This window comes from Pseudomonas sp. MMS21 TM103, assembly GCF_022132145.1.
Lineage (GTDB): Bacteria > Pseudomonadota > Gammaproteobacteria > Pseudomonadales > Pseudomonadaceae > Aquipseudomonas.
Genome location: NZ_JAJISP010000003.1, coordinates 228,444 through 252,562, shown reverse-complemented (window position 1 = coordinate 252,562; position 24,119 = coordinate 228,444). Strand labels below are relative to the sequence as shown.

The following is a 24,119-nucleotide window of genomic DNA, read 5'->3' as shown; positions in this document are numbered from 1 at the left end:
TGCATCGAGGAGTAGGAAAATGACCCAGACTCAAGCTATCAATCGCCAAGTCGTGCTGGCCTCGCGCCCGCATGGCGCCCCCACTGCAGACAACTTCCGGATCGAGCAAACGGCCATTCCCGCTCCGGCTGAGGGCGAAGTCCTGCTACGCACCGTCTACCTGTCGCTGGACCCCTATATGCGCGGTCGCATGAGCGACGCACCCTCCTATGCAGCGCCGGTCGAGGAGGGCGGCGTGATGGTGGGCGCAACCGTGAGCCGGGTGGTGGCGTCCAGAAACCCGGACTATCAGGTCGGTGAGTGGGTCCAGGCATACGCTGGCTGGCAGGACTACGCGCTTTCCGACGGTACTGGCCTGACTCGCCTCGGCGCCACGCCGGAAAATCCGGCCTATGCTTTGGGCATTCTCGGTATGCCGGGCTTCACCGCCTACATGGGTCTGCTGGACATCGGCCAGCCCAAGGCGGGCGAGACCCTGGTGGTCGCGGCGGCCACCGGACCGGTCGGCGCCACTGTCGGGCAGATCGGCAAGCTCAAAGGCTGCCACGTGGTCGGCGTGGCCGGCGGCCCGGAGAAGTGCCGGCATGCGGTCGAAGTGCAGGGCTTCGATGCCTGCATCGACCACCGTGCGCCGGACTTTGCCGAGCAACTGGCCAAGGCCTGCCCCAAGGGTATCGATATCTATTATGAAAACGTCGGCGGCAAGGTCTTCGATGCAGTACTGCCCCTGCTCAATACCTCGGCGCGCATCCCGGTGTGCGGCCTGATTGCGCACTACAACGCCACGGCACTGCCCGAGGGGCCCGACCGCATGGGGTTGCTGATGCGCACAGTGTTGACCAAGCGCCTGAAGATTCAGGGCTTCATCATCTTCGACGATTACGGACACCGTTATGGCGAGTTCGCGCGCGACATGAGCGCCTGGCTTGCTTCTGGCCAGATCAACTACCGCGAGGACATGGTGGACGGCCTGGAAAATGCTCCACAGGCCTTTATCGGCCTGCTCGAGGGCAAGAACTTCGGCAAGCTGGTGATCCGTGTTGGCGCCGATAACTAACCCATAGCAAGGAGAAAGCACAGCATGAAGATCCTGATGGTTTTGACGTCCCACGATCAACTCGGCAATACCGGTAAGAAAACCGGTTTCTGGCTGGAGGAGTTCGCCGCGCCCTATTACGTGTTCAAGGACGCCGGTGCCGAGCTGACCCTGGCTTCGCCCAAGGGCGGGCAACCGCCGCTGGACCCGATGAGTGACGAAGCAGACGCGCAAACCCCGGCCACAGAGCGCTTTCGCAGCGACCCTGATGCGCAGGCCGCGTTGGCCAATACCCGGAAATTGGCGGGCATCCGCGCCGACGACTATGACGCGGTGTTCTACCCGGGTGGCCATGGCCCGCTCTGGGACCTGGCCGAAGATGCTCACTCCATCGCCCTGATCGAAGCCTTCCAGGGCGCCGGCAAACCGGTCGGCGCGGTGTGCCACGCCCCGGGTATTTTTCGCCATACCAAGGGCGCCGATGGCCAGCCACTGGTCAAGGGCAAGCGCGTTACCGGCTTCAGCAATAGCGAGGAAGAAGCGGTGCAACTTACCGATGTGGTGCCGTTCCTGGTCGAGGACATGCTGCAAGCCAGCGGCGGCCAGTACTCCAAGGCAGGCGACTGGCAGAGCTACGTGGTGACCGATGGCTTGCTGCTCACCGGGCAGAACCCGGCCTCGTCCGAAGACACGGCCAAGGCGCTGCTCGCCCTGCTGTGATCGCCTAGGCGTCAGTGATTGGTTGCCGGAGAGGGGACGCTTGGCTGCTCCGGGCTGTTTGCCCGGAGCAGCGCCTAATAGCCCACCTCGACATCGCCCGATACGCGGGTGCAACAGCTCAGCACATAGCCGTCGGCGATCTCCTCCTCGGTGATGCCGCCGTTATGGCTCATCACGGTCTCGCCGGTTAATACGCGTACCTTGCAAGTGCCGCAGATGCCCATGCCACAGGCCTTGGGAATGGTCAGGCCAGCGCTGGCGGCGGCCTCGTAGAGCGTCGTGCCAAGTTCGGCTTGCACCGATTTGCCGGAGTCGCTGAAGGTCACCCAATGGTTGACCTGCGGCTCGTCGGCCTGGGCCAGGGCCACGGCGGCCTGCACCTCGGCGCTGGCAATATCCTCGGCCGGGGTCTCGCCGAAGGACTCCTCGTGGTAGCGCGCCATGTCGTAGCCGGCGTCGGCGAGCAGGCGCCGCATCGCGCGCATGTAGGGTGCCGGTCCGCAGCAGAACACCTCGCGGTCGAGGAAGTCCGGGGCGATCAGCTGCAGCATCTCGCGACTGAGATAGCCGCGGTAGCCGCCCCAGATCTGCCCGGTTTCGCTGCGCTCGCAGATCAGGTGCAGCTTGAAGTTGTCGATGCGCGTGGACATGTAGTCCAGTTCCGCGCGGTAGATGATGTCGGCCGGGGTGCGCGCACTGTGGGCGAACACCATGTCGACTTCGCTGTTGGTGTTGAAGAACCAGCGGGCCATGGACATCACCGGGGTGATGCCGACGCCGCCGGACAGCAGCAGCACCTTCTCCGCGGGAAAATCGATGCAGTTGAACTGACCGACCGGGCCGTGCACGGCGATCACGTCGCCTTCGCGCAGGTGGTCGTGCAGCCAGCCCGAGACCAGGCCGCCCGGCACCCGCTTGACCGTGATGGAGAAGCTGTAGGGAATCGAAGGCGCGCTGGAGATGGTGTAGGAGCGCATCAGCTGTTCGCCGTCGATCTCCAGTTCCAGGGTGACGAACTGCCCCGGCTTGAAGAAGAACAGCACCGGCTCCTGCATGCTGAAACAGTAGGTGAGGACATCTTCGGTTTCGCGGATGACCTTGAGGCAGCGCACCAGGTGGCGGCCGTTGGCCCAGGTCTGGGTGTTGACCGGGTTGAGGTATTCGCTGCTGGTGAGGCTGCTCATGGGCGTTCTCGGTATCAAGGACACGGCCCGGCAGTTGGGCTGCCGGGCTGGGTCGGGTCGGGTTCAGGTCAGCTGGATCCAGGTGGTCTTCAGCTCGCAGTACTGGTCGTGGGCGTAGATCGACTTGTCGCGACCGCCGAAGCCGGACTGCTTGTAGCCGCCGAACGGGGTGCAGATATCACCCTCGGAGAAGCAGTTGACCGACACGGTGCCGGCGCGAATGGCCGCGGCCACCCGGTGGGCGGTGTTGATGTTGGCGGTCCACAGCGAGGCGGCCAGGCCGTAGCAGGTGTCGTTGGCGATGGCGATGGCCTGTTCCTCGGTGTCGAAGGCGATCACCGCCAGCACCGGGCCGAAGATCTCCTCCTGGGCCACCGAGGCGGCGTTGGAGTCGACTTCGAAGATGGTCGGCGCGACGAAGTAGCCGCCGCTCTGCTGGTGCAGGCGCACGCCGCCGGTGACCAGCTTGCAGCCTTCGGCCTTGGCCTGCTCGATATGCCCGAGGACCTTGTCCATGTGCGCCTGCTCGATCAGCGCGCCGAGGCGCACGGCCGGGTTCAGCGGATCGCCGGTGACCCAGTCTTGTAGCTGGCTTTGCATTTCCTCGAGCAGGGCGTCCTTGATCGAGCGATGGACGATCAGCCGCGAGCCGGCCGAGCAGTTCTCGCCCATGTTCCAGAACGCCGCGCTGAGTACGTTGCTGGCCACCGCGGCGAGGTCGTCGGCATCGCCCATGACCACCTGCGGGTTCTTGCCGCCGCACTCGAGCACCACGCGCTTGAGGTTGCTCTTGGCCGAGTATTCGAGGAACAGCCGGCCGACCTCGGTGGAGCCGGTGAAGGCGGTCATGTCGATGTCCGGGTGCAGGCCGATGGCCTTGCCGGCGGTGTGGCCCAGGCCCGGCACCACGTTGAGCACGCCGGCCGGGATGCCGGCTTCGAAGGCCAGTTCGGCCAGGCGCAGGGTGGCCAGCGAGGTCAGCTCGGCGGGCTTGAGGATCACGCTGTTGCCGGTGATCAGCGCCGGGCCGAGCTTCCAGCCGGCCATCATGCAGGGGAAGTTCCACGGCAGCACCGCGCCGACCACGCCGATCGGCTCGCGCCTGATCATGCCGATGTTGCCGGGAGCGGAGGGCGACAGGCTGTCGTACAGCTTGTCGCCGGCCTCGGCGTGCCAGCGGATGGTCGCGGCGGTGTCGGGAATGTCGATGCCGAAGCACTCGCCGACCGGCTTGCCGGCTTCCAGGGATTCCAATACCGACAACTCCAGGCGATTGGCATCGATCAGGTCGGCGAAGCGGATCATCACGGCCTTGCGCTCGGCCGGCGCCAGGCGCGACCAGACCCCGGCGTTGAACGCGGCGCGGGCGGCCTGTACGGCGGCGTCGACATCTTCGGCGTCGCAGGCGGCCACCTCGCTCAGGACCTGACCGGTGGCCGGGTTGAGGGTGCTGAAGGTGGCGCCGGAGCGGGCGGCGACGAACCGACCGTTGATGAAGGCCTGGTTGCGGTATTCCAGGCGCTCGAGTTGCTGGTCGATGGCACTGCGGGTGAGGGTATCGGTCATGGTTCTTCTCCTGAAGGTTGAGGCAATCTCAGAGTTCTACGCCGGCGGTCCACTCTTTCCAGGCGAGGGAGGAGCGCACGCCGATCCCGAGAAAAGGCTCCGGCGGATTGCGGCAGGGTTTCGGTTGTTCAAGCATGATGCTCAGCAGGTCGCTGTCGATCCCCAGGGCGTATTCGGCAATCAACTTGCCGGCGATGGTGCCGCGGGTCAGGCCCAGGCCGTTGCAGCACACCGCACTGAACACCCCGGGGGCGATCTGGCCGAACTGCGAGCCGGCGTTGCGCGACAGGCACAGGGCACCGCCCCAGGTGTATTCGAACTCGATGCCGGGGAGCATCGGAAAGCGGTTCTCGTACGAGCGCCGATGCGCCCGCTTGACCCGCTCCAGGGTGCTGGCGCTGGCCTGCACCTGGGGGTTGTAGGTGAAGGAGTTGCGCACGCAGATGCGCCCGTTGGCCAGGCGGCGCACGGTGGTGCCCAGCGGATCGGCCGGAATCAGCCCCCAGCTCTCCTCGCCGCCCAGGCGCGCCAGTTCTTCCCTGGTCAGCTGACGGGTCATGCTGGCGTAGGTGTAGATCGGAAGCAGGCGGCCCTTGAAGCCGAGCTGGCCGAAGTTGGCGGCGTAGGCGTTGTTGGCCAGTACCAGGCGTGGCGTCTTCACGCAGCCCTGGGCGGTGGTCAGGGTATGCACCTTGCCGACTTCGATGTTCAGCACCGGGCTGTCTTCGAACAATTGCACGTTCTCCGGCAGGGTCTGCCCGAGCCCGCGGGTCAGCGCCGCCGGCTGCACCAGGACGCAGCCGGGGGCATGCATGCCGGCCTGGTAAAAGTCGCTGCCGGTGATCGCCTTCATCTGCCCGGCGTCGAGCAGGCGATAGGGCTCGCCCAGCGCCGACAGGCCCTTGGCGAACGACTCCAGGGCATGCACGCCGCGGGCGTTGGCCGCGCCGTGCAGCTTGCCCTGTTCGCGCCAGTCGCAGTCGATGCCGTGGCGCTGGACGATCTCGCGGGTGTAGTCGATCGCGCCGCGGCTGAGGCGGATGATCTTGTGATCGGCCTCGTGGCTGCTGGTGTAGCTGTGCGAGGTCAGGTCGTGGGGCAGGTCGACCATGAACCCGGAGTTGCGCCCGGCGGCGCCGAAGCCGACGCGCTTGGCGTCGATCAGCACCACCGAGGCGTCCGGCTGCAGTTCGGCCAGGCGGCGGGCGGCCGCGAGACCGGCGAGGCCGGCGCCGAGCACCACCCAGTCGGCCTGCACGCTGCCACGCAGCGGCGTGCTCGGCGGCGCGGGCGGCAGGATTTCGTACCAACCGCAGCGACCGTCGTCCTGAGGCAGGAAGTTGCATTGCAGTTGCATGGATACTGCCTCCGGGCTTGGCGGCTTAACAGGCCGTTGAAAAAATGTAGCGAGCGATGGCTAGGCGAGCCTGATTTCAACGCTGCATAGCCAAGCGCAGTCGTTTTGCAGCGGCCTGTCAGCCGCGATGGGCGATCAGTTGCTCATAGGTCTGCTTGAAGACGGCCAGTTCGGCCTCGTTCAGCGGCAGCAGCGGGCGACGGGTCGGGCCCACCGGCATACCGGCCAGCTCGCAGCCGGCCTTGATGTACTGGCAGAACTTGCCGCCCTGCTCCAGCAGGTTGAGCATCGGCAGCAGGCGCTGCGCCAGCAGGCGGCCCTTGAGCATGTCCTGCTCGACCACGCAGGCCTGATACAGGGCAACGTGCTCGGCGGCGAGGAAGTTGGAAGCCCCGCAGGTCCAGCTGCGTGCGCCCCAGGTGAAGAACTCCAGCACCTGGTCATCCATGCCGCAGCTGGTCTGCAACTGGCCGGCGTACTCCTGGGTCAGGGCGTGCATACGCTCGATTGAGCCGGTGCTTTCCTTGATCGCCTGGAAGTTCGGGCGGCCCTTGAGCGCATCGATGAACTCGAAGCTCATCGGCGTGCCGGTCCGCGCCGGGAAGTTGTAGAGCATGATCGGCAGGTTCAGGGCGTCATCCACGCACAGGGCATGGGCGAGCAGTTCGTCCTGGGTCGGCTGGCAGTAGTAGGGGGCGGCCAGCAGGATGCAGTCGAAGCCGGCGGCCTTGGCGTATTGACCCAGGTCCAGGCATTCCTCGGTGCTGGTGGCGTTGATGCCGGCCATCAGCGGGATACGGCCCTTGGCCTGGGTGGCGATGGCGTCGAACACCTGTTTGCGTTCAGCGTTGCTCAGGGCGTAGTACTCGCCCGTGGTGCCGCCGATGATCAGGCCGTTCACGCCGTGCTCGATCAGCGTACCGACTACCTTGGCCAGTGCCTCGAAGTCAATCGCGCCTGCGGCGTTGAAGGGCGTTACCACGGGAGTCCAAACACCATCGAAGTTCATACGGTCACCTGATTGCAAAGGGTTGAATATGTTGTCAATTTCGAGAAAAAGAGTAAGGGGGTTTTCAATCGGGCAACAAGAAACATTTAGGGGCGGTAATTAATAATCAAAGGTTATGGATGGGCGCCGGACACAAACTGCAGGCATAAAAAAACCTGCCGGTGGCAGGTTTATTGACGAGCAAAGTTTCACCAGTAAAGGGGCGTAATTAAGTGGCAGTTCAACTATGCATAACTGAACGTGCCGGCAAACAATAACTTCAGGTAATCAAAGCTGTTGCATCAGCCAGTCGCGCAGGCGGCAACAGGCTTCGTCATCTTCCTTGTCCTCGCTGAAGGTCAGGTAGTGCAGACTTTCCTTGTGCACCACTTCCTCGCTGACCGGCCGCACCAGCAGACCCTGCTCGACCAGGTGGCCGACCAGGTGCTGCCAACCCAGCGCCACGCCCTGATGACTCAGCACCATCTGGATCAGCATGTTGTAGTCGTTGGCATTGAAGAAGTGCGGGCTGTCATGGGCGCGGGCTTCGATATCGATGTTGTGGAAGGCCAGCCAGACCCCCCAGTCGACGTGCTCGGCGACCTGGGAGCGACCATAGGGGCTGAGGTTGAGCAGCACGCTGTCGCGCAGGCCTTCGAGGCTGCTCAGCTTTGGGTGTTGCTCGAGGTAGTGCGGCGTACAGACCGGGTAGATGACGTCATGGAACAGCGGCGTACTGCGGTAGCCCTCGTGCACCTTGGCCATCTTGGTGATGAAAATGTCGGGCCGCACGCCCGGCTCCATCGACAGGAAGTTCTGCGTGGTGATCAGGTTGAGGTCGATAGCCGGGTTGGCGCTGAAGAAGCTCGGCAGACGATGCGCCAGCCACAGGGCGGAAAACGCTGGCGAGCAGCACAGGGTCAGCACCCGCTTGCCGGCCTTTTGACTGCGGATGCGCTCGGCGGCCTGGGCGATGTTGACGAAGGACAGCTGCACCGCGTCGTAGAAGATCGTGCCGGCAACGGTCAGTTCCACGGCCCGGCCGGCGCGGGTGAACAGTTCGGCACCGAGGTAGCTTTCCAGTTCGCGAATTTGCCGGCTGATGGCGGCCTGGGTCACGCACAAGGCCTCGGCGGCGCGAGTGAAGTTCTGGTATTTGGCCGCCGCTACGAAGGATTTGACCGCGCGCAGCGACGGCATCTTGAGCAGGGACTGATCGGGTTCGGTATGTATGACCATAACAACAGGTATTCAATATCCTGAATAAAAAGTCGGTTCTGTCGACTATGACCGCGCACTAGACTTCAGTTAATCGGCGATAGCAGTTCAAGGGGTTTATGCGTGGCTCGGAAATATAGCCGAAAGCACCCGCGTGCAATAGCCCCGGTCGCCTGAGTCCAACCCGGCGAGGGTTTCCCAATAACGCCGCGGTTTAAACAATGTCGGCACAATTAACTGGATAAGTGGTGGAGTGTATATGAACAAAGCAGCGGTGGCAGGCCTCATCCAGCAACGTAAGCCGCGTCATGCGCTGCCGAGTGCGCTCTATAGCGATGTCGATGTCTATCGTCAGGATCTCGAGCAGATCTGGCACAAAGAGTGGATTTTCGCCGGGCACACCTTCGAGCTGGAAAAGCCGGGTCAGTACCTGACCCTGCAGATCGGCGACTACCCGGTGATCGTGGTGCGCGGTGCCGACGGTCAGGTTCGCGCCCTGCACAACGCCTGTCGCCATCGCGGTTCCAAGGTCTGCAGCGAGCACAGCGGCAAGGTCGCCAAGCTGGTGTGCCCGTACCACAAGTGGACCTTCGAACTGGACGGCAAGCTGATCTATGCCGGCAACATGGGCGAGGACTTCGACAAGACCGAGTACGGCCTCAAACCGGCCCACTGCCAGGTGGTCAACAGCTACATCTATGTCTGCGTGGCCGAGCAGGCGCCGGACTTCGAGAGGTTCCGCGCTGCGGTATCGCCCTTCATCGCCCCGCACAACCTCGACGACTGCAAGGTGGCCTTCGAGTCCGATCTGGTGGAGAAGGGCAACTGGAAGCTGGTGTTCGAGAACAACCGTGAGTGTTACCACTGCGACGGCACCCATCCGGAGTTGCTCAACTCCTTCGTCGAGAACCTCTCAGTGGCCGGGGTCGGCGGCACCGAGGATCCCGAACTGGTCGCCCACTGGGATCGCTGCGAGGCCGCCGGCCTGCCCAGCCGCCTGGTCATGGACGACGCCGGGCAGTTCCGCATGACCCGTATTCCGTTGTCGGCCGGTGCCGTCAGCTACACCATGAACGGCAAGCCGGCGGTGGCCCGGCGCCTGGACACCAGTGGCGAGGAGAACATCGGCGCGCTGCTGTATTTCAACTACCCCTCGACCTGGAACCATTTCCTCGGCGACCACGCCCTGAGTTTCCGCGTGCTGCCCCTGGGCCCCAACGAGACCCTGGTGACCACCAAGTGGCTGGTGCCCAAGGATGCCCAGGAAGGCCTCGATTACGACCTGGAAACCCTGACCCGGGTGTGGCTGGCCACCAATGACCAGGACCGTCGCCTGGTCGAGGGCACCCAGGCCGGGGTCAACTCGCCGGCCTATCAGCCGGGACCCTATTCGGCCATCGCCGAGAACGGGGTGTGCCAGTTCGACGACTGGTACTGCGCGACCATGGCCCGCAAGTTGGCCGAGTGACGTCGCCAAGCAAATAGCCGACGGTCCCGCATAACCCCCAAGGTTATGTGGGGCTTACTCTTGCCCGATCCTCGATCATCAGGTGTTGCAACCATGCACAGTGCGTCTCCCCTTGTTCTGCACGATGGCTACGCCCGGGGCTTCATGCTGGTGCTGTTGTCGGCCTTCTGTTATGGCCTGCAGCCGCTGTTCGCCCAGTACGCCTATGCCGGTGGCGCCGACCCGGTCGGCCTGCTGCTGGTGCGTTTCGTCTTCGCCGCCTCGATCCTGCTGCTGTTCCTGCGCCTGCGCGGCATGCGCCTGCCGCGCGGGCGGCTGGCCGGGCAGAACCTGCTGGTGGGCGTCGGCTATGGGTTCGCGGCGCTGGGCTACTACAGCGCCAGCCGCTCCACCTCGGTGAGTCTGGCGGTGATCCTGATGTTCTCCTTCCCGGCCTTCGTCACTGCGCTGTCGATAGCCTACCTGGGCGAGCGCACCAGTCCCTTGAAGCTGCTCAGCCTGGTGCTGGCGCTGGGCGGGGTGCTGCTGGCCACGGGCCTGAGCTTTCAAGGCGAGATGAGCGGGGTGCTCTGGGCGCTGTTCTCCGCCTTGAGCTATGGGTCGGCGATCGTCTATGGCACCCACAGCATTCGCCATGAACAGCCGCTGGCCTCGGCGGCCATGGTACTGCTGGGCTGCGCCCTGACCTTCGCCCTGGCCGCGCTGTTCTTCGGCGCAACGCCACCTTCCGGGGCGCCGGCCTGGTGGGCGACCCTGGGCCTGGCCCTGTTCGCCACCATACTGCCGGTCGCCGCTTTTCTCGCCGGCTCGCCGCATATCGGCTCGTCCTCGGCGTCGACCCTGTCGACCCTGGAGCCGGTGGTGGCGGTGACCATTGCCGTGCTGCTGATCGGCGAGCACATCAGCGCCGGCATGCTCGGCGGTGGTCTGATGGTGGTGGCGGCGGCGATCATCCTGTCCCGTCAGGGTGGCACCCTGCCGGAGCCGAGCCTGATCCCGCTCCCGGTTCCAGAGGAACCAGACGATAGACTCTAGTTACTGGTCGCCGGGTACGGCCATGACTGCTAGCGCCATGGGTGGCTGAGGCAAGTCGGCAGTAAATCGCTAGAAAAAAGCCCCGACACTGTCGGGGCTTTTTTATCCGGCGGGGCGAGAAATCCCGCGCGGCTGGCCTCAGAGATCCTTGACCAGGCGCAGGGCGTCGTAGATGGCTGCATGGGTGTTGCGCGCGGCCACCGCATCGCCGATGCGGAACAGCTGAAACTCGCCGTCCGGTTTGTCGTCGCGGGTCTGCGGCTGGCCGACGATCAGGTCGGCGTACTCCACCGCGCCGAGGTTGCGCGAGAACGGCTTGAGCGCCAGGTACAGCTCGTCCATCGGCCGGGTGCCGTGGTTGACCACTACCTGGTCGATATGGCGCTGCTTGCGCACACCACCGTAGTCGCTGTCGATCTGCGCCACCAGGGTCTGGCCTTCGCGGGCCACCGAGGCCAGGCGGTAGGTGACGGTGAAGGTGGTGTCGAGCTTCTGCAGCGAACGCATGTAGGGCACCAGGTTCATCGCCATGACTTCCGGGGCGAAGCTGCGGTCCGGGGTCATGATCTCCAGTTTGGCGCCGCTCTGGGCGATGAACTCGGCGGCCTGTAGCGCCGTGTGGTCGCCGGCGTCGTCGAACAACAGCACATTGCTGCCCGGTTTGACGTCGCCGGAGATGATGTCCCAGGCCGACACCACCAGCTCGTTGCCGGCTTCGAGCACTTCTGTGTGCGGGTAGCCGCCGGTGGCGATGATGACCACGTCGGCCTGCTCGGCGCGAATGGTCTCGGCCTCGGCCCAGCTGTTGTAGTGGAAGGTCACGCCCAGGGCCTCACACTGGGCCAGGCGCCAGTCGATGATGCTGAGCATCTCGCGCCGGCGCGGGCTCTGCGCGGTCAGGCGGATCTGCCCGCCGGCCTGGGCGGCGGCCTCGAATACCACCACCTCATGACCGCGCTCGCCGGCCACCCGGGCGGCTTCCAGGCCGGCGGGGCCGGCGCCGACGATCACCAGCTTGCGCCGCTGGGCAGCCTTGGGAATCTCGTGCGGCATAGTCGTTTCGCGGCCGGTGGCGGCGTTGTGGATGCAGTAGGCGGCGCCGCCCTGGTAGATGCGGTCCAGGCAGTAGTTGGCGCCGACGCAGGGGCGGATGTCCTGCTCGCGGCCCTCGATCAGCTTGCGCACGATGTGCGGGTCGGTCATGTGCGCGCGGGTCATGCCGATCATGTCGACCTTGCCCGAGGCGATGGCGTGCCGCGCGGTGGCGATGTCCGGGATCTTCGCCGCGTGGAAGGTGGGGAAGTCGGTGGCCGCGCGGATCTGCCCGGCGAAGTCGAGGTGCGGCGAGTTGGCCATGCCCTGGATCGGGATCACGTCGGTCAGGCCGGCGTCGGTATCGATGTGGCCCCGAATCACATTGAGGAAGTCGACCATGCCGCTTTGCTTGAGGCGGTGCGAGATGTCCAGGCCTTCCTCGGCATTCAGGCCACCACTCAGGGTCTCGTCGGCGGTGTAGCGCACGCCGACGATGAACTCGTTGCCGACGCGCTGGCGCACCGCGCGCAGCACGTCGAAGGTGAAGCGCAGGCGGTTGTCCAGCGAGCCGCCGTAGGGCGCATCCAGCTCGTTGGTCAGCGGCGACCAGAACTGGTCCATCAGGTGGCCGTAGGCTTGCAGCTCGATGCCGTCCAGGCCGGCGGCCTGCATGCGCTCCGCCGCGTCGGCATAGTCCTTGATGATGCGCTCGATGTCCCAGTCTTCGATCTGCTTGGGGAAGGCGCGGTGCGCCGCCTCGCGGTTGTGCGAGGGCGAGACCACCGGCAGCCAGTCGCCCTTGTCCCAGCGGGTGCGGCGGCCCAGGTGGGTGAGCTGGATCATCACCGCGGCGCCATGCTCATGGCACTCGTCGGTGAGGTCCTTCATCCAGCCGACCACCTCGTCCTTGTAGGCGAGGATGTTGTTGAACACCGGCGGGCTGTCGCGCGATACCGCCGCCGAGCCGGCGGTCATGGTCAGGGCCACGCCGGCCTTGGCCCGCTCGACGTGGTAGGCACGGTAGAGCGCCTTGGGCATGCCGTCCTCGGGATAGGCCGGCTCGTGCGAGGTGGTGATGATCCGGTTGCGCAGGGTCAGGTGCTTGAGCTGGTAGGGCTGAAGCAGCGGGTCATTGGACATGGTCGGGGCTCCATGGGGTAAGGGCTCGAGCCAGCAGGCGGGCCTAATGTACACAGGTGTCAATTAAGCTGACTCAGTTGTACATTGCTCGCAAGCCTGCATGTCGCTTATGGCTATCCGCTGTCGCAAGTGCGGCGATCGCCGGGCATTGGCGGGGACTTGTCAGCGGGGAAGGGTGGCCGTCTCGCCGGGTGAATGTACAGTGGTGTCGTATGGCTGGACGCAGATGAACACTCTGCGTTGTGCGCAGGCTCGTCGGCCGCTACCATCGGCCCATGAACGAATCCACGAAATCAAGCGATAGCGGCTGGCGCGGTTCAGCCGATGGCTGGCTGGAGGCGGCTTACGACGGCCTGATCGAATCAGGGGTCGAGGCCGTGCGCATCCTGCCGCTGGCGAAGAAGCTGAAGCTGTCGCGAACCAGCTTCTACTGGTTCTTCAAGGACCGTGAGGAACTGCTGGCGGCGCTGCTGGAGCGCTGGCGGGTGAAGAACTCCGACAACCTGGTCGGCCAGACCCAGGCCTATGCCGAGAGCATCGCCGAGGCCATTCTCAATGTCTTCGATTGCTGGCTGAACCCGGCGCTGTTCGATTCGCAGTTCGAGTTCGCGGTGCGAAGCTGGGCGCTGCAGGAGCCCCGGGTGGCCGCCCAGGTCGAGACGGCCGACAAGGCGCGCCTGACGGCATTGGCCGGCATGTTCGTGCGCTTCGGCTATGAGCCCTTGCCGGCCGACGTGCGGGCCAGGTCGCTGTATCTGACCCAGATCGGCTATATCAGCATGAACAGCCGCGAGGACATGCAGGTGCGCATGCAGCGCATTCCCGAGTACGTGAAGATCTTCACCGGGCAGATTCCGCACGCCCGCGAACTGCAACGCTTCTATGCCCGCCACGGCTACGCCGTGGCGGAGCCGCTGCTGGTTTCGATCGGCCCCAACGAATCAGCCTGAGAGGTACGCGCATGTTCAGTGAACTGAGGGTCGGCATTGTCGGCGGTGGCGGCTGGCTGGGGCGTTCGATCGGCGCCGCCATGCTCGAGAAGGGCGTGCTGGCGCCGGCCGGCTTGATTCTTTCCAGCCGCAGCGGGCGGGTCGAGGGCTTCGACGCCTGGCCCGAGGTTCGGCTGACCATGGATAACCGCCAGCTGGCGCAGCAGGCCGACATCATTGTGCTGTCGGTGCGTCCCGAGCAGTTCGCCGCGGTCGAGATCGAGGCGACGGACAAGCTGGTGATCTCCTTCATGGCCGGGGTTTCCCTCGACACCCTGGTGGCACGCAGCGGCAGCCGCCGGGTAATTCGCGCCATGCCCAATGCGGCGGCCGAGATCGGCCAGTGCTACACGCCCTGGTTCGCCAGCGAGCAGGTCACGGCTGCCGACAAGGCCTTCACCCAGGCGATGTTCGAGAGCTGCGGCGGCGCCGACGAGGTGTTTGCCGAGGCCGATCTCGACTACCTAACTGGGCTGGTCGGCTCGGGCGCGGCCTACCCGGCGTTGCTGGCCGAGGCCATGTTGGCGCACGCCCTGGCCAGAGGGCTGCCGCGCCAGGTGGCGGAAAATGCAGTGCGTGGCGTGGTGGTGGGGGCGAGCCAGCTGCTCGGTCGCGACGGCATGCCGCCGGCCGCCATGGTCCAGGCCATGCTCGACTATCGCGGCACCACGGCGGCGGGCCTGCAGGCGATGATCGATACCGGCTTCAAGCAGGCGGTCGACGCCGGGCTGGAAGCTGCCGCAGCTGCCGCGTTGCGCATGCAAAGCCGTTATTCCAAGGCCTCGAACTAGACCACTGGCTGGCGTGCCCGATAGGGTTCCGCCGGCCATGCCGGCACCGAGTTTTCAAGCCTGAGGGGCAGCCGTCGGCCCAGTTGGCCGGCCGTTTCGCCTGCCACTCGATCCCCTTGCAGGCCGATACAACCCTTCTATTGCGCGCCTTCTGGCCCAGGCACCAAATCCGCCCTGGTCGCCTTCAGCTGCTCGCCCGCCCGTGAGCCTGCGGCTCAACCAATAACATCAAGTTATGGTTTGCGCCGAGCAAATGTCGTTGGACGCTAAAACCGCCAATCTCTAATTTAAACCCATAAGAAATCGGCACTTGCAGCGTGTGTGCCGAGTGGGATTTAGGCGGTACAGCGTCTATTTGAGTGGCTGCCGTTCATTAAATTGTCCAGTTTCAAAAGGCATGGTCGCCAACCTTGAGTTCGACCGCTGCCGATTGAGCGCAGATATAAGAAGAGGACGTTATGACCCAGGCTGACGAGATTCTCTCGGTCAAGCATGTATTCAAGGTATTCGGCGCACAGCCGGAAGTTGCCATGGATATGCTACGCAAAGGCGCAGACAAGGACGAAATTTTCCAGAAGACCGGCCAGGTAGTGGGCGTGTTCGACGCCAGCTTTTCGGTCAAACGTGGCGAAATCTTCGTCATCATGGGTCTGTCCGGTTCCGGCAAGTCGACCATGGTGCGCCTGTTCAACCGGCTGATCGAACCCACCTCCGGCAGCATCCACCTCAATGGCAGGGAAATCACCGGGCTGTCCGACAAGGAGCTGCTAGACGTACGCCGCAATGAAATGAGCATGGTGTTCCAGTCCTTCGCCCTGATGCCACACATGAGCGTGCTGGAGAACGCCGCCTTCGGTCTGGAAATTTCCGGACTCGGCGAGCAGGAGCGCAGGGCCCGAGCGATCGAGGCGCTGCGCCAGGTCGGCCTGGCCGGGCACGAGCACAGTTACCCGCACCAGTTGTCCGGCGGCATGCAGCAGCGCGTCGGCCTGGCCCGGGCGCTGACCAACGACCCGACCATCCTGCTGATGGACGAGGCCTTCTCCGCGCTGGATCCGCTGATCCGCAGCGAGATGCAGGGCGAACTGATCCGTCTACAGGCCGAGCAGCAGCGCACCATCATATTCATCTCCCACGACATCGAAGAGGCCATCCGCATCGGCCATCGCATTGCGATCATGGAAGGCGGTCGGGTGGTGCAGATCGGCACACCGCAGGAACTGCTGTGCAATCCGGTCAACGAGTACGTCGAGAACTTCTTCCACGGCTTCGACAGCTCCCGGGTGCTGCTGGCCGGTGATGTCGCCGTGATGGATCCCGCGGCTGTGTGTAGGGTCAATGGCCATGCGCCGGGCTTCCAGGCCGGTGTTCCGTTCGGCTACCTGATCGACGAGCGTGACCAGTTGTTGGGCGTGATCGAGCCCGAGGCCTTGAACGGCAATGCTGCCGAATTGCAGCGCCTGGAGCTGCTCAGGTTGGATCAGCATCAACCCATCTACGTCGATACGCCGCTGCACGAGGTGCTCAATGTGGTGGCCTCGGTACCTTACCCGGTACCGGTTCTCGACCATGGCGGTGCCTTCAAGGGCACCATTTCCAAGAATCTGCTGCTGCAGACCCTGAGTCGCCACTGAGTGGCAGCCAGCCCTGGCAGCATCCCCTCCAGCAGAATCGAAGAGCAGGTATCCGTATGTCCGACTTCAGTTTTCTCGACCCGTTCCAGACCCTGACCATTCCCCTGGGCGATTGGGTGGAAAGCACCCTGAATTACCTGGTGCACAATTTTCGCGAGTTCTTCCGTGCCATCCGCTGGCCCATCGACCAGGTGCTCAACGGTTTCGAATTCACCCTGCAGAGCATTCCGCCGTCGATCGGCATCCTCTTGTCCTCGCTGCTCGGCTGGCAGGTGGGAGGCGCGCGCATGGGCTGGTTGTGCGCCATTACCCTGACCCTGCTGGGGTTGGTCGGGGTCTGGTCGGAGGCCATGACTACCCTGTCGCTGGTGCTCACCTCGGTGTTCTTCTGCGCATTGATTGGTGTGCCGCTGGGCATTCTCTCGGCCCGTAGCGACCATCTGGAAAGAATCGTGCGGCCGATCCTGGATGCCATGCAGACCCTGCCGGCGTTCGTCTATCTGGTACCGGTGGTGATGCTGTTCGGTATCGGCAACGTCCCCGGCGTGCTGGTCACCATCGTCTTCGCCGTACCGCCGCTGGTGCGCCTGACCAACCTGGGCATCCGCCAGGTACCGGAAGACAAGATCGAAGCGGCGCGTGCCTTCGGCTGCACGCCATGGCAAATGCTCAAGCGCGTGCAACTGCCGCTGGCTGCGCCGACCATCATGGCCGGCGTCAATCAGACCCTGATGCTGTCGCTGTCGATGGTGGTGATCGCCTCGATGATCTCGGTCGGCGGCCTGGGGCAAATGGTCCTGCGCGGCATCGGCCGTCTGGACATGGGCCTGGCCACGGTCGGCGGCGTCGGTCTGGTGCTGCTGGCGATCTTCCTCGACCGCCTGACCCAGGCCATGGGTGAGCGCAGCAACGCCGACCCCAGCCTGCGCTGGTACCACAGCGGTCCCATCGGTCTGGTGCTGCGCCTGTTCGGTAGCCGCCCGCAGACGGCCAAAGCCAGTTCCTGAAACCTGCCCGTACGTTAGCCCGAGAAGAAAACCACAAGAGGTAAGTAACGATGACTTTGCACACCCGTGGATTCACCCAGAAGCTGCTGCATTGCGCGGCAGTTGCATCCCTGAGCCTGTTGCCGCTCTGCAGCCAGGCCGCTTCGGCCGAGAAACCGGGCGAGGGGGTGGAGGTAACGCCGATTTTCCCGAGCATCGCCGAGGAGCGTTTTCGCGGCGAGGTGGCCATCGCCGGCCTGCGCGAGTTGGGCTACGACGTGCAGGAGCCCAAGGAGACCGAGTACGCGACGATGATGGTGGCACTGGCCTACGGCGATGCGGATTTCTCCGTGCACCTGTGGGACAAGCTGCACGACACCTTCTACCAGAAGGTCGGCGGCGACGACACCCTGGTCAAGGCCGGCGACGTGATCCCGGGCGTGCTGCAGGGCTACCTGATCGACAAGAAGACCGCCGAACAATACAACATCAAGTACCTGACCGACCTGAAGAAGCCGGAGATCGCCAAGCTGTTCGACACCAACGGCGACGGCAAGGCCGACCTCACCGGCTGCAACCCGGGCTGGGGCTGCGAACTGGTGATCGACCATCACATGAAGGCCTATGACCTGGATAAGAGCGTCAGCCACAACCGCGGCTCCTACTTCGCCCTGATGGCCGACACCATCGCACGCTATCAACAAGGCGAATCGATCCTCTACTTCACCTGGGTGCCGCAGTGGATCGCCGGCGTGCTGGTCGAGGGCAAGGACGTGGTCTGGCTGGAAGTGCCGCATACCGACCTGCCGGGCGGCGACAATACCGTCAACACCAGCTTCAACGGCAAGAACCTCGGTTTCGCCGTGGATACCGTGAAGGCCGTGCTGAACAAGGACTTTGCCGAGAAGAATCCGGCGGCTTTGAAGTTCCTCTCCCAGGTGCAGATCACCACCGACGACGAAAGCGCGCAGAACCTGAAGATGCAAAACGGCGAGAACAGCATGAAGGACATCAAGCGCCATGCCGCCGACTGGGTCGCCGCGCACCGCGAGCAGTTCGATACCTGGCTGGCCGCTTCCCGCGCCGCCGCCAACTGAGTCCTTCGCTCAGTCTGCAACCCCTTTGTTGGCGCCCCTAGTGGGCGTCTTTTTTATCCCGTTGATTCGAGTCTCGTCTGTGGAGAAGCCGCATGTCGCTCTATTCGTTCGTCCGTGATTTCAGGTTCAGCCAGGCTCCGGCCCACACCCGCGAGCTGCTGCAGACCTGCCTGCTCGATATCCTCGGGGTCGCCGCCGGTGCCCGCGACAACCAGACCAGCCAGATCCTTCGCCAGTACGCGGTCGACCACTACCCGGCCGGCGCCCTGGCCAGCCGCCTGCTGTTCGACGGCCGCCCGGTGCATCCGCTGGGTGCCGGCTGGGCCGGTGGCTTCAGCGTCGACAGCCTGGACGCCCACGAGGGCCACTTCACCTCCAAGGGCCATGCCGGCGCCACCGTGGTGCCGGCCGTGCTGGCGCTGGTCGACGCCTGTCGCCAGCAGGGCCGGGCGATCAGCGGCGAAGAGCTGCTCAGCGCCCTGTGCATCGGCTACGAGACCGCGCTGCGCGCCGGCGCCGCGCTGATGGCCACCGCCCCCGAATACCATGCCTCGGGCTCCTTCTCCGGGCTCGGCGTGGTCTGCGCCGGCACCCGTCTGCTGGGGCTGGACGAGCAGACCTTCCGCCATGCCCTGGGCATCGCCGAGTACTTCGGCCCGCGCTGCCCGATGATGCGCCTGGTCGATCATCCCTCGATGCTCCGTGATGCCCACGGCGCCGGTGCCCATGCCGGACTCAACGCCCTGCTGCTGGCCCAGGCCGGGGTCACCGGGGCGCCGGCCGAGACGGTCGAGACCACGGCGGTGGCCGCCCAGTGGCACGACCTCGGCCAGCGTTGGGAGATCGACGCGCAGTACTTCAAGCCCTGGCCGGTGTGCCGCTGGGCGCAGCCGGCGCTGACCGCGATGACCGCGTTGCTGGCCGAGCACCCGCAGATCGCCGGCGAGACCGTCGAGCACATCCAGGTCGAGACCTTCCACGAGTCCATGCGCCTGCAGGGACACACCCCGGCCAACGCCGACGAGGCCCAGTACGCCCTGGCCTTTCCGCTGGCGGCCCTGGTGGTGCGCGGCCAGGTCGGCCCGCTTGAGGTGACCGGCGCGGCGATTCACGCCGAGGACATTCTCGCCGTCAGCCGGCGCATCGAGATTGTCGAGGCCGACGACCTGTCGGCGCGCTTCCCGGGCGAGATCCTCTCGCGGGTGACGATGTCGCTCAAGGACGGCCAGCGCTTTACCAGCCCGATCACCGCGGCCAAGGGCGACCCGGCCACGGCCATGAGCCAGGCCGAGTTCCGCGCCAAGTTCCACCTGCTGGCCGGCGTCAGCCTGAGCGAGCCACGGCGCCTGGCCATCGAGCAGGTCATCGCCGAACTGCCCGGCAGCGTCAGCTGTGCCGCCTTGTTCGAGTTGCTGTTCGTTGCAGAAGAGGCCGCGCCTGTGCCTGCTCCGCCTCGGCAGGAGGCGAACGCCTTATGAAGTTCGCTCACAACGTCACGCCGAGCACTGGCGCCGCCACGGCCGCTGTGTATGGCCGAGCCGGACTCAGGATGACGGCGAGCGGCTTGTCGCCGCCGTCATCGGCTGGCGTCGCCCATTGCTAAAGGTAATGGCTATCTAGGGTTTAATATGGACTTGAAATTTTGACGCTTGAGAGTTGCCAGATGAGATCTTCGTTCGAGAGCGTATTGAAGGACAAGAACCGCATGCACCTCGACAAGATGCAGCGTGACGAGCCTGTGATGGCCGTGCATCGGGTTGCCTTCGTGCTGCTGGATAATTTCTCGATGATGGCGTTCACCGGTGCCGTCGATGCCTTGGTCACGGCCAACCTGATGAGTGCCATGCCGCTCTACGAAGTGCTGGTGGTCGGTGGCACAGAGGATGTGGTGGTCAGCGACCTGGGCATCGCCATCTCGGCGGGCTGTCGTCTGGCCGATCTGAAAGAGAAGGAGCAGCAGCTGATCGTGGTGTGTGGTGGCTTTCGCGTGCAATTGCAGGCCAATCCGCTGCTCAGAACCAAGCTGCGCTCGGCCGATGTTGCCGGGGCCGTGCTCGGCGGGCTATGGAACGGCGCCTACTTCCTCGCCGAAGCGGGGCTGTTGGACGGCTACGACTGTGCCTTTCACCCGGACGGCCGGGCCATGATGACCGAGCTGTTTCCCAAAGTGAGGTTGTCCAGTCACGCTTTCGTCCTGGATCGCCAGCGGATCGGTTGCGCCGGCGCCAACAGTTCGCTGGGCATGATGCTCGAAGTGGTCAAGCGCGATTGTGGCGATAGCCTGGTCCACGCTGTGGAGGAAGTGCTGAGCTGCGACAAGATGCAGGAGGTCATGGACGTGTCGGTAGTGGCCGTCGACTGCGATCCCACCCTGCCGCAGCACCTGAAACTGGCGCTGGAGCTGATGCACAACAATATCGACGAGCCACTGACGGTGGACGAGATCGCCGCTTGCGTAAATATCTCCAGGCGCCAGATCGAACGCCTGTTCTGCCGTTACGTCCAGGCGACGCCCTCGCGCTATTACCTGGAGCTGCGCCTGACGCGTGCGCGCCAGTTGCTGCAGCAGACCAACAAATCCCTCACCGATATCGCCGTGGCCAGTGGCTTTGTCAGCATCTCGCATTTCCGGCGCTGTTTTCGCGAGTTCTTCGAGATTTCGCCGGGGCGCTTTCGGGCTACCGCACAGGGTCGACGTTGAGCGCAGCCGGGCCTCCAGCCGCGCTTACGCCAGGGTCAGCGGGTAGCGCAGCGGCTCGGGTGTTGTGGGCGCGCTCTGGCTGCCGGCGCTGTACGCGTCGGCGAGCAGCATCAGGGTCAAGCGATCGACTCTCTCGGGCTCGGCGTTGAGTCTCAGGCTCAGCTCGAGCTGACGTTGTGCGATGAACTCCTGAAAACCACTGTCTTGCTCGATACCCGCGGGCGCGACTTCCGTACCCACCTGCGGTTCGCCTGCGGCCTCGGCGGTAACCAGCGGCTGCTGGCCCGAGCTGACCCGGCTGAACAGGATCTGGAAATCCAGGTAGGCGCGAATGTCTGCCGGGCTGCTGCGGCTCGGATTGCTGCCCTGGGTCGTCAGTGCGGTGCTGGGAGCGGAAACGCCATTGATCATAAGGAACTCGGTGCGGCCACGAGGGGCCAAGTCTGGCAAAATGCCGCGCACCTGGTTATCGGCCGCCTGGCGGCCGGGTTGAACATTTTCCGAGCATATTTCCCGATGAGTAACCCCCGGCCTAGCGCCACAATTCGTATGGAAGCCCTGGCCCCGCATCTGGCCGGGCAAGCGGCAGTCTGGGCCGAGCGCCTGGCGTTGCCACAAGATGGCGAGGCGCAATTTGCCATGCAACTGGGCGAGCAGGGGCTGCAACTGGTCGAACTGGGGCCGCAGGCGCCGGGGCCTGTGCGGGTGGATTTCGTCGAGGGCGCGGTGGCGCATCGCCGGCTGTTCGGCGGCGGCACCGGGCAGATGATCGCCAAGGCGGTGGGCGTGCAGCCGGGCGTGCGGCCACGCGTACTGGATGCCACCGCCGGGCTCGGTCGCGATGCGTTCGTCCTGGCCAGCCTGGGCTGTGGCATGACCTTGATCGAGCGCCAGCCGCTGATTGCTGCCCTGTTGGAAGATGGCCTGGCCCGCGCCGCGATCGATCGGGATGTGGGGCCGATCGTGGCGCACATGCGCCTGCTGACCGGCAACGCGATCGAGTTGATGAGTGACTGGCAGGGCGAGCCGCCGCAGGTGATTTACCTCGACCCGATGTTCCCCCATCGCGACAAGAGTGCGCTGGTGAAAAAGGAAATGCGCCTGTTCCGTCCCTTTGTCGGCGACGACCTGGATGCCCCGGCGCTACTCCAGGCCGCGCTGGCCCTGGCCAGCCACCGGGTGGTGGTCAAGCGCCCGCGCAAGGCGCCGGTGATCGACGGCAGCAAGCCGACTTATGCGCTGGAAGGCAAAACCAGCCGCTATGACATCTATGCGCTGAAGAAGCTGCAGGCCTGAAGCGGGCTCAAGACGAGTGCGCGCAACCCGCTCCTGCAGCGCCCCGGGCCCATCCTCAATCGGGCCGATAGGCGCGCACGAACATGCCGACCGCGGCCTCGACATGCTGTTCGGCGGCTTCACCCTGTGGCGGGCTGGTGCAGCCGATCAGCAGGCGGAAGTTGGCGCCGCCCTTGATCAGGCTGAAGAACTGGTCGGCGGCGCGGGACGCATCGTCGATGCGCAGCTGGCCGGCCTGACCGGCCTTGCTCAGCAGGCGCGCCATCTCGTCGAGCAGGCGTTGCGGCCCGGCTTCGTAGAACATCTGCGACAGCTTGGGGTTCTGGCAGGCCTGGGCCACCATCAGCCGGTGCATCTCCACCGACTCGCGGCTGTTGATCAGGGTGTGGAAGCCATGGCCGATATTCAGCAGCACGGCCTCGATGGGCGTGCCTTGCGCCAGGTCGAAGAACAGTTCGGGTAGCTGCTCCTGGCACTTGGCCTTCACCGCCGCGGAGAACAGGGTCTCCTTATCGGTGAAGTGGCTGTACACCGTCAGTTTGGACACCCCGGCTTCGGCGGCGATGGCGTCCATGCTGCTGCCATCGTACCCCAGACTCAGGAACAGGCTTTTCGCCGCCTCCAGGATGGCCTGGCGCTTGATGAGGTCTTTTGGGCGGCCTGGGCCGCTGGCTGGTAACAACTTGTTTGGCATTGGCTGCTTTTAATACTGGACTGGTGAGTTTGCTATTCCTACTATACCCGCCAGTACAATTATTCCAAACCTTCTCGAAAGGTCATCCATCATGTTTCGCCATGCCTTGATTGTCAGTCTCATCGCTCTGCTTGCTGCCTGTGGTAAGGGTGAGCCGGTCGAGCAGTCTATCCGTCCCGCCATGGTGGTGCAGCCGCAACCGGCGACTGAAATGATGGATGCCTATGCCGGAGAGGTGCGCGCGCGTTTGGAGCCTGAACTGGCCTTCCGCATCAGCGGCAAGGTCGCCAAGCGCCTGGTCGAGGTGGGCAATCATGTGCGCAAGGATCAGCCGCTGGCCGAACTGGATCCGCAGGATGTACGCCTGCAGCTCGAGGCCATGCGCGCGCAAGTTGCCGCGGCCGAGGCCAACCTGCAACTGGTAAAGGCCGAACGTGACCGTTACAAGACCCTGCTGGGGCGCAACCTGGTCAGCCGTTCGCAATACGACAACGCGGAAAACCTCTACCGCTCGGGCGTGGCGCGCCTCAAACAGGTCAAGGCCGAGTTCGAGGTGGCCAGCAATCAGGCCGGTTACGCCGTGTTGCGTGCCTCGCAGGATGGCGTGATTGCCCGGCGCATGGTCGAGGTCGGTCAGGTGGTGGCGGCGGGGCAGTCGGTGTTCACCCTGGCCGTCGATGGCGAGCGTGAAGTCTCGATCAGCCTGCCCGAGCAAGCCTATGAGCGTTTCAAGGTCGGCCAGCCAGTGGCGGTCGAACTCTGGTCGCAGCCGGATCAACGCTTCCCCGGGCAGATTCGCGAGATATCCCCGTCGGCTGACGCGCAGTCGCGCACCTTTGCCGCACGCGTGGCCTTCAGCGCAGGCGAGGTGCCGGCCGAGCTGGGCCAGAGTGCCCGGGTATTCATCGCCCACAACGGCGAAGTGCCGCTGTCGGTGCCGCTGTCGGCGTTGTCCGCGGAAAAAGGCCAGCCCTACGTCTGGGTGGTCGACCCCGAGGACTCCAGGCTCAAGCGCACGCCTGTGCGCATCGGTGCCTATGCCGAGAACAGCGTGCCGGTGCTCGATGGCCTGCAGGCGCAAGACTGGGTAGTCGCCGCCGGCGTGCAGGTGCTGCGCGAAGGCCAGCAGGTGCGTCCGGTCGACCGTAATAACCGCACGGTCAAGCTGGCAGCCAAGGAGTAGC

21 protein-coding genes are annotated in these 24,119 nt (G+C 64.7%); 13 read left to right on the top strand and 8 right to left on the bottom strand.

Translation table 11 applies throughout. The features are described 5' to 3' along the window. Positions 1 to 19 precede the first annotated feature (19 nt). On the top strand, positions 20 to 1,057 hold the full coding sequence (locus LJY18_RS12265) for an NADP-dependent oxidoreductase (RefSeq protein WP_238042100.1): 1,038 nt from the start codon (positions 20 to 22) through the stop codon (positions 1,055 to 1,057). 24 nt (positions 1,058 to 1,081) lie between these two features. After that, positions 1,082 to 1,756 (top strand): type 1 glutamine amidotransferase domain-containing protein, encoded by a 675-nt coding sequence (locus LJY18_RS12260; protein WP_238042099.1) that lies wholly within the window; start codon positions 1,082 to 1,084, stop codon positions 1,754 to 1,756. 74 nt (positions 1,757 to 1,830) lie between these two features. Here the strand turns inward: LJY18_RS12260 and LJY18_RS12255 are convergent, their stop codons facing one another. From LJY18_RS12255 to LJY18_RS12235, 5 genes are all read right to left on the bottom strand, one after another. Then, complete coding sequence (locus tag LJY18_RS12255; RefSeq protein WP_238042098.1) at positions 1,831 to 2,940, bottom strand: hybrid-cluster NAD(P)-dependent oxidoreductase; 1,110 nt, start codon at positions 2,938 to 2,940, stop codon at positions 1,831 to 1,833. Between the two features lie 63 nt (positions 2,941 to 3,003). Next, positions 3,004 to 4,506 carry an aldehyde dehydrogenase gene (locus LJY18_RS12250; RefSeq protein WP_238042097.1) on the bottom strand — a complete coding sequence of 501 codons (1,503 nt, stop codon included), beginning with the start codon at positions 4,504 to 4,506 and terminating at the stop codon, positions 3,004 to 3,006. 28 nt (positions 4,507 to 4,534) lie between these two features. Then, on the bottom strand, positions 4,535 to 5,863 hold the full coding sequence (locus LJY18_RS12245; RefSeq protein WP_238042096.1) for an NAD(P)/FAD-dependent oxidoreductase: 1,329 nt from the start codon (positions 5,861 to 5,863) through the stop codon (positions 4,535 to 4,537). Between the two features lie 118 nt (positions 5,864 to 5,981). After that, positions 5,982 to 6,872: a dihydrodipicolinate synthase family protein gene (locus LJY18_RS12240; protein WP_238042095.1), complete on the bottom strand. Its 891-nt coding sequence runs from the start codon at positions 6,870 to 6,872 to the stop codon at positions 5,982 to 5,984. Positions 6,873 to 7,139: 267 nt separating this feature from the next. Next, a complete protein-coding gene (locus LJY18_RS12235) occupies positions 7,140 to 8,090 on the bottom strand; it encodes a LysR substrate-binding domain-containing protein (RefSeq protein WP_238042094.1) in 951 nt (316 codons plus the stop codon). Between the two features lie 238 nt (positions 8,091 to 8,328). On the opposite strand from LJY18_RS12235, the gene LJY18_RS12230 reads away from it, so the two are divergent. Continuing rightward, positions 8,329 to 9,537, top strand: coding sequence for an aromatic ring-hydroxylating oxygenase subunit alpha (locus LJY18_RS12230; protein ID WP_238042093.1), 1,209 nt, complete (start codon positions 8,329 to 8,331; stop codon positions 9,535 to 9,537). A 93-nt stretch (positions 9,538 to 9,630) separates the two neighbouring features. After that, entirely contained in the window at positions 9,631 to 10,572 is a 942-nt protein-coding gene (locus tag LJY18_RS12225; protein ID WP_238042092.1) for a DMT family transporter, read from the top strand. A 138-nt stretch (positions 10,573 to 10,710) separates the two neighbouring features. Here LJY18_RS12225 and LJY18_RS12220 read toward each other — a convergent pair whose 3' ends face one another. Beyond that, complete coding sequence (locus LJY18_RS12220) at positions 10,711 to 12,747, bottom strand: NADH:flavin oxidoreductase (protein ID WP_238042091.1); 2,037 nt, start codon at positions 12,745 to 12,747, stop codon at positions 10,711 to 10,713. 275 nt (positions 12,748 to 13,022) lie between these two features. Between LJY18_RS12220 and LJY18_RS12215 the strand changes: the two genes are divergently transcribed. From LJY18_RS12215 to LJY18_RS12185, 7 genes are all read left to right on the top strand, one after another. Beyond that, the gene (locus LJY18_RS12215; RefSeq protein ID WP_238042090.1) at positions 13,023 to 13,697 is read left to right on the top strand and encodes a TetR/AcrR family transcriptional regulator; all 675 of its coding nucleotides are present in this window, start codon (positions 13,023 to 13,025) and stop codon (positions 13,695 to 13,697) included. Positions 13,698 to 13,708: 11 nt separating this feature from the next. Next, the gene (locus LJY18_RS12210; RefSeq protein ID WP_238042089.1) at positions 13,709 to 14,527 is read left to right on the top strand and encodes a pyrroline-5-carboxylate reductase family protein; all 819 of its coding nucleotides are present in this window, start codon (positions 13,709 to 13,711) and stop codon (positions 14,525 to 14,527) included. Positions 14,528 to 14,985: 458 nt separating this feature from the next. Next, positions 14,986 to 16,161 carry a glycine betaine/L-proline ABC transporter ATP-binding protein ProV gene (gene proV, locus LJY18_RS12205; protein ID WP_238042088.1) on the top strand — a complete coding sequence of 392 codons (1,176 nt, stop codon included), beginning with the start codon at positions 14,986 to 14,988 and terminating at the stop codon, positions 16,159 to 16,161. A gap of 56 nt (positions 16,162 to 16,217) precedes the next feature. Next, the gene (gene proW / locus LJY18_RS12200) at positions 16,218 to 17,168 is read left to right on the top strand and encodes a glycine betaine/L-proline ABC transporter permease ProW (RefSeq protein WP_238042087.1); all 951 of its coding nucleotides are present in this window, start codon (positions 16,218 to 16,220) and stop codon (positions 17,166 to 17,168) included. Positions 17,169 to 17,218: 50 nt separating this feature from the next. Beyond that, positions 17,219 to 18,244, top strand: a complete 1,026-nt coding sequence (gene proX / locus LJY18_RS12195; RefSeq protein WP_238042086.1) for a glycine betaine/L-proline ABC transporter substrate-binding protein ProX — start codon at positions 17,219 to 17,221, stop codon at positions 18,242 to 18,244. A 92-nt stretch (positions 18,245 to 18,336) separates the two neighbouring features. Further along, on the top strand, positions 18,337 to 19,722 hold the full coding sequence (locus LJY18_RS12190) for an MmgE/PrpD family protein (RefSeq protein WP_238042085.1): 1,386 nt from the start codon (positions 18,337 to 18,339) through the stop codon (positions 19,720 to 19,722). 185 nt (positions 19,723 to 19,907) lie between these two features. Next, on the top strand, positions 19,908 to 20,945 hold the full coding sequence (locus tag LJY18_RS12185) for a GlxA family transcriptional regulator (RefSeq protein ID WP_238042084.1): 1,038 nt from the start codon (positions 19,908 to 19,910) through the stop codon (positions 20,943 to 20,945). 24 nt (positions 20,946 to 20,969) lie between these two features. On the opposite strand, the gene LJY18_RS12180 is transcribed toward LJY18_RS12185, so the two are convergent. After that, positions 20,970 to 21,356, bottom strand: coding sequence for a hypothetical protein (locus LJY18_RS12180; protein WP_238042083.1), 387 nt, complete (start codon positions 21,354 to 21,356; stop codon positions 20,970 to 20,972). A gap of 138 nt (positions 21,357 to 21,494) precedes the next feature. On the opposite strand from LJY18_RS12180, the gene LJY18_RS12175 reads away from it, so the two are divergent. After that, complete coding sequence (locus LJY18_RS12175) at positions 21,495 to 22,241, top strand: class I SAM-dependent methyltransferase (protein ID WP_442964492.1); 747 nt, start codon at positions 21,495 to 21,497, stop codon at positions 22,239 to 22,241. A 55-nt stretch (positions 22,242 to 22,296) separates the two neighbouring features. Here the strand turns inward: LJY18_RS12175 and LJY18_RS12170 are convergent, their stop codons facing one another. Further along, the gene (locus LJY18_RS12170; RefSeq protein ID WP_238042081.1) at positions 22,297 to 22,935 is read right to left on the bottom strand and encodes a TetR/AcrR family transcriptional regulator; all 639 of its coding nucleotides are present in this window, start codon (positions 22,933 to 22,935) and stop codon (positions 22,297 to 22,299) included. Between the two features lie 91 nt (positions 22,936 to 23,026). Between LJY18_RS12170 and LJY18_RS12165 the strand changes: the two genes are divergently transcribed. After that, the gene (locus LJY18_RS12165; RefSeq protein ID WP_238042080.1) at positions 23,027 to 24,118 is read left to right on the top strand and encodes an efflux RND transporter periplasmic adaptor subunit; all 1,092 of its coding nucleotides are present in this window, start codon (positions 23,027 to 23,029) and stop codon (positions 24,116 to 24,118) included. The last annotated feature ends 1 nt before the right edge of the window (position 24,119 follow it).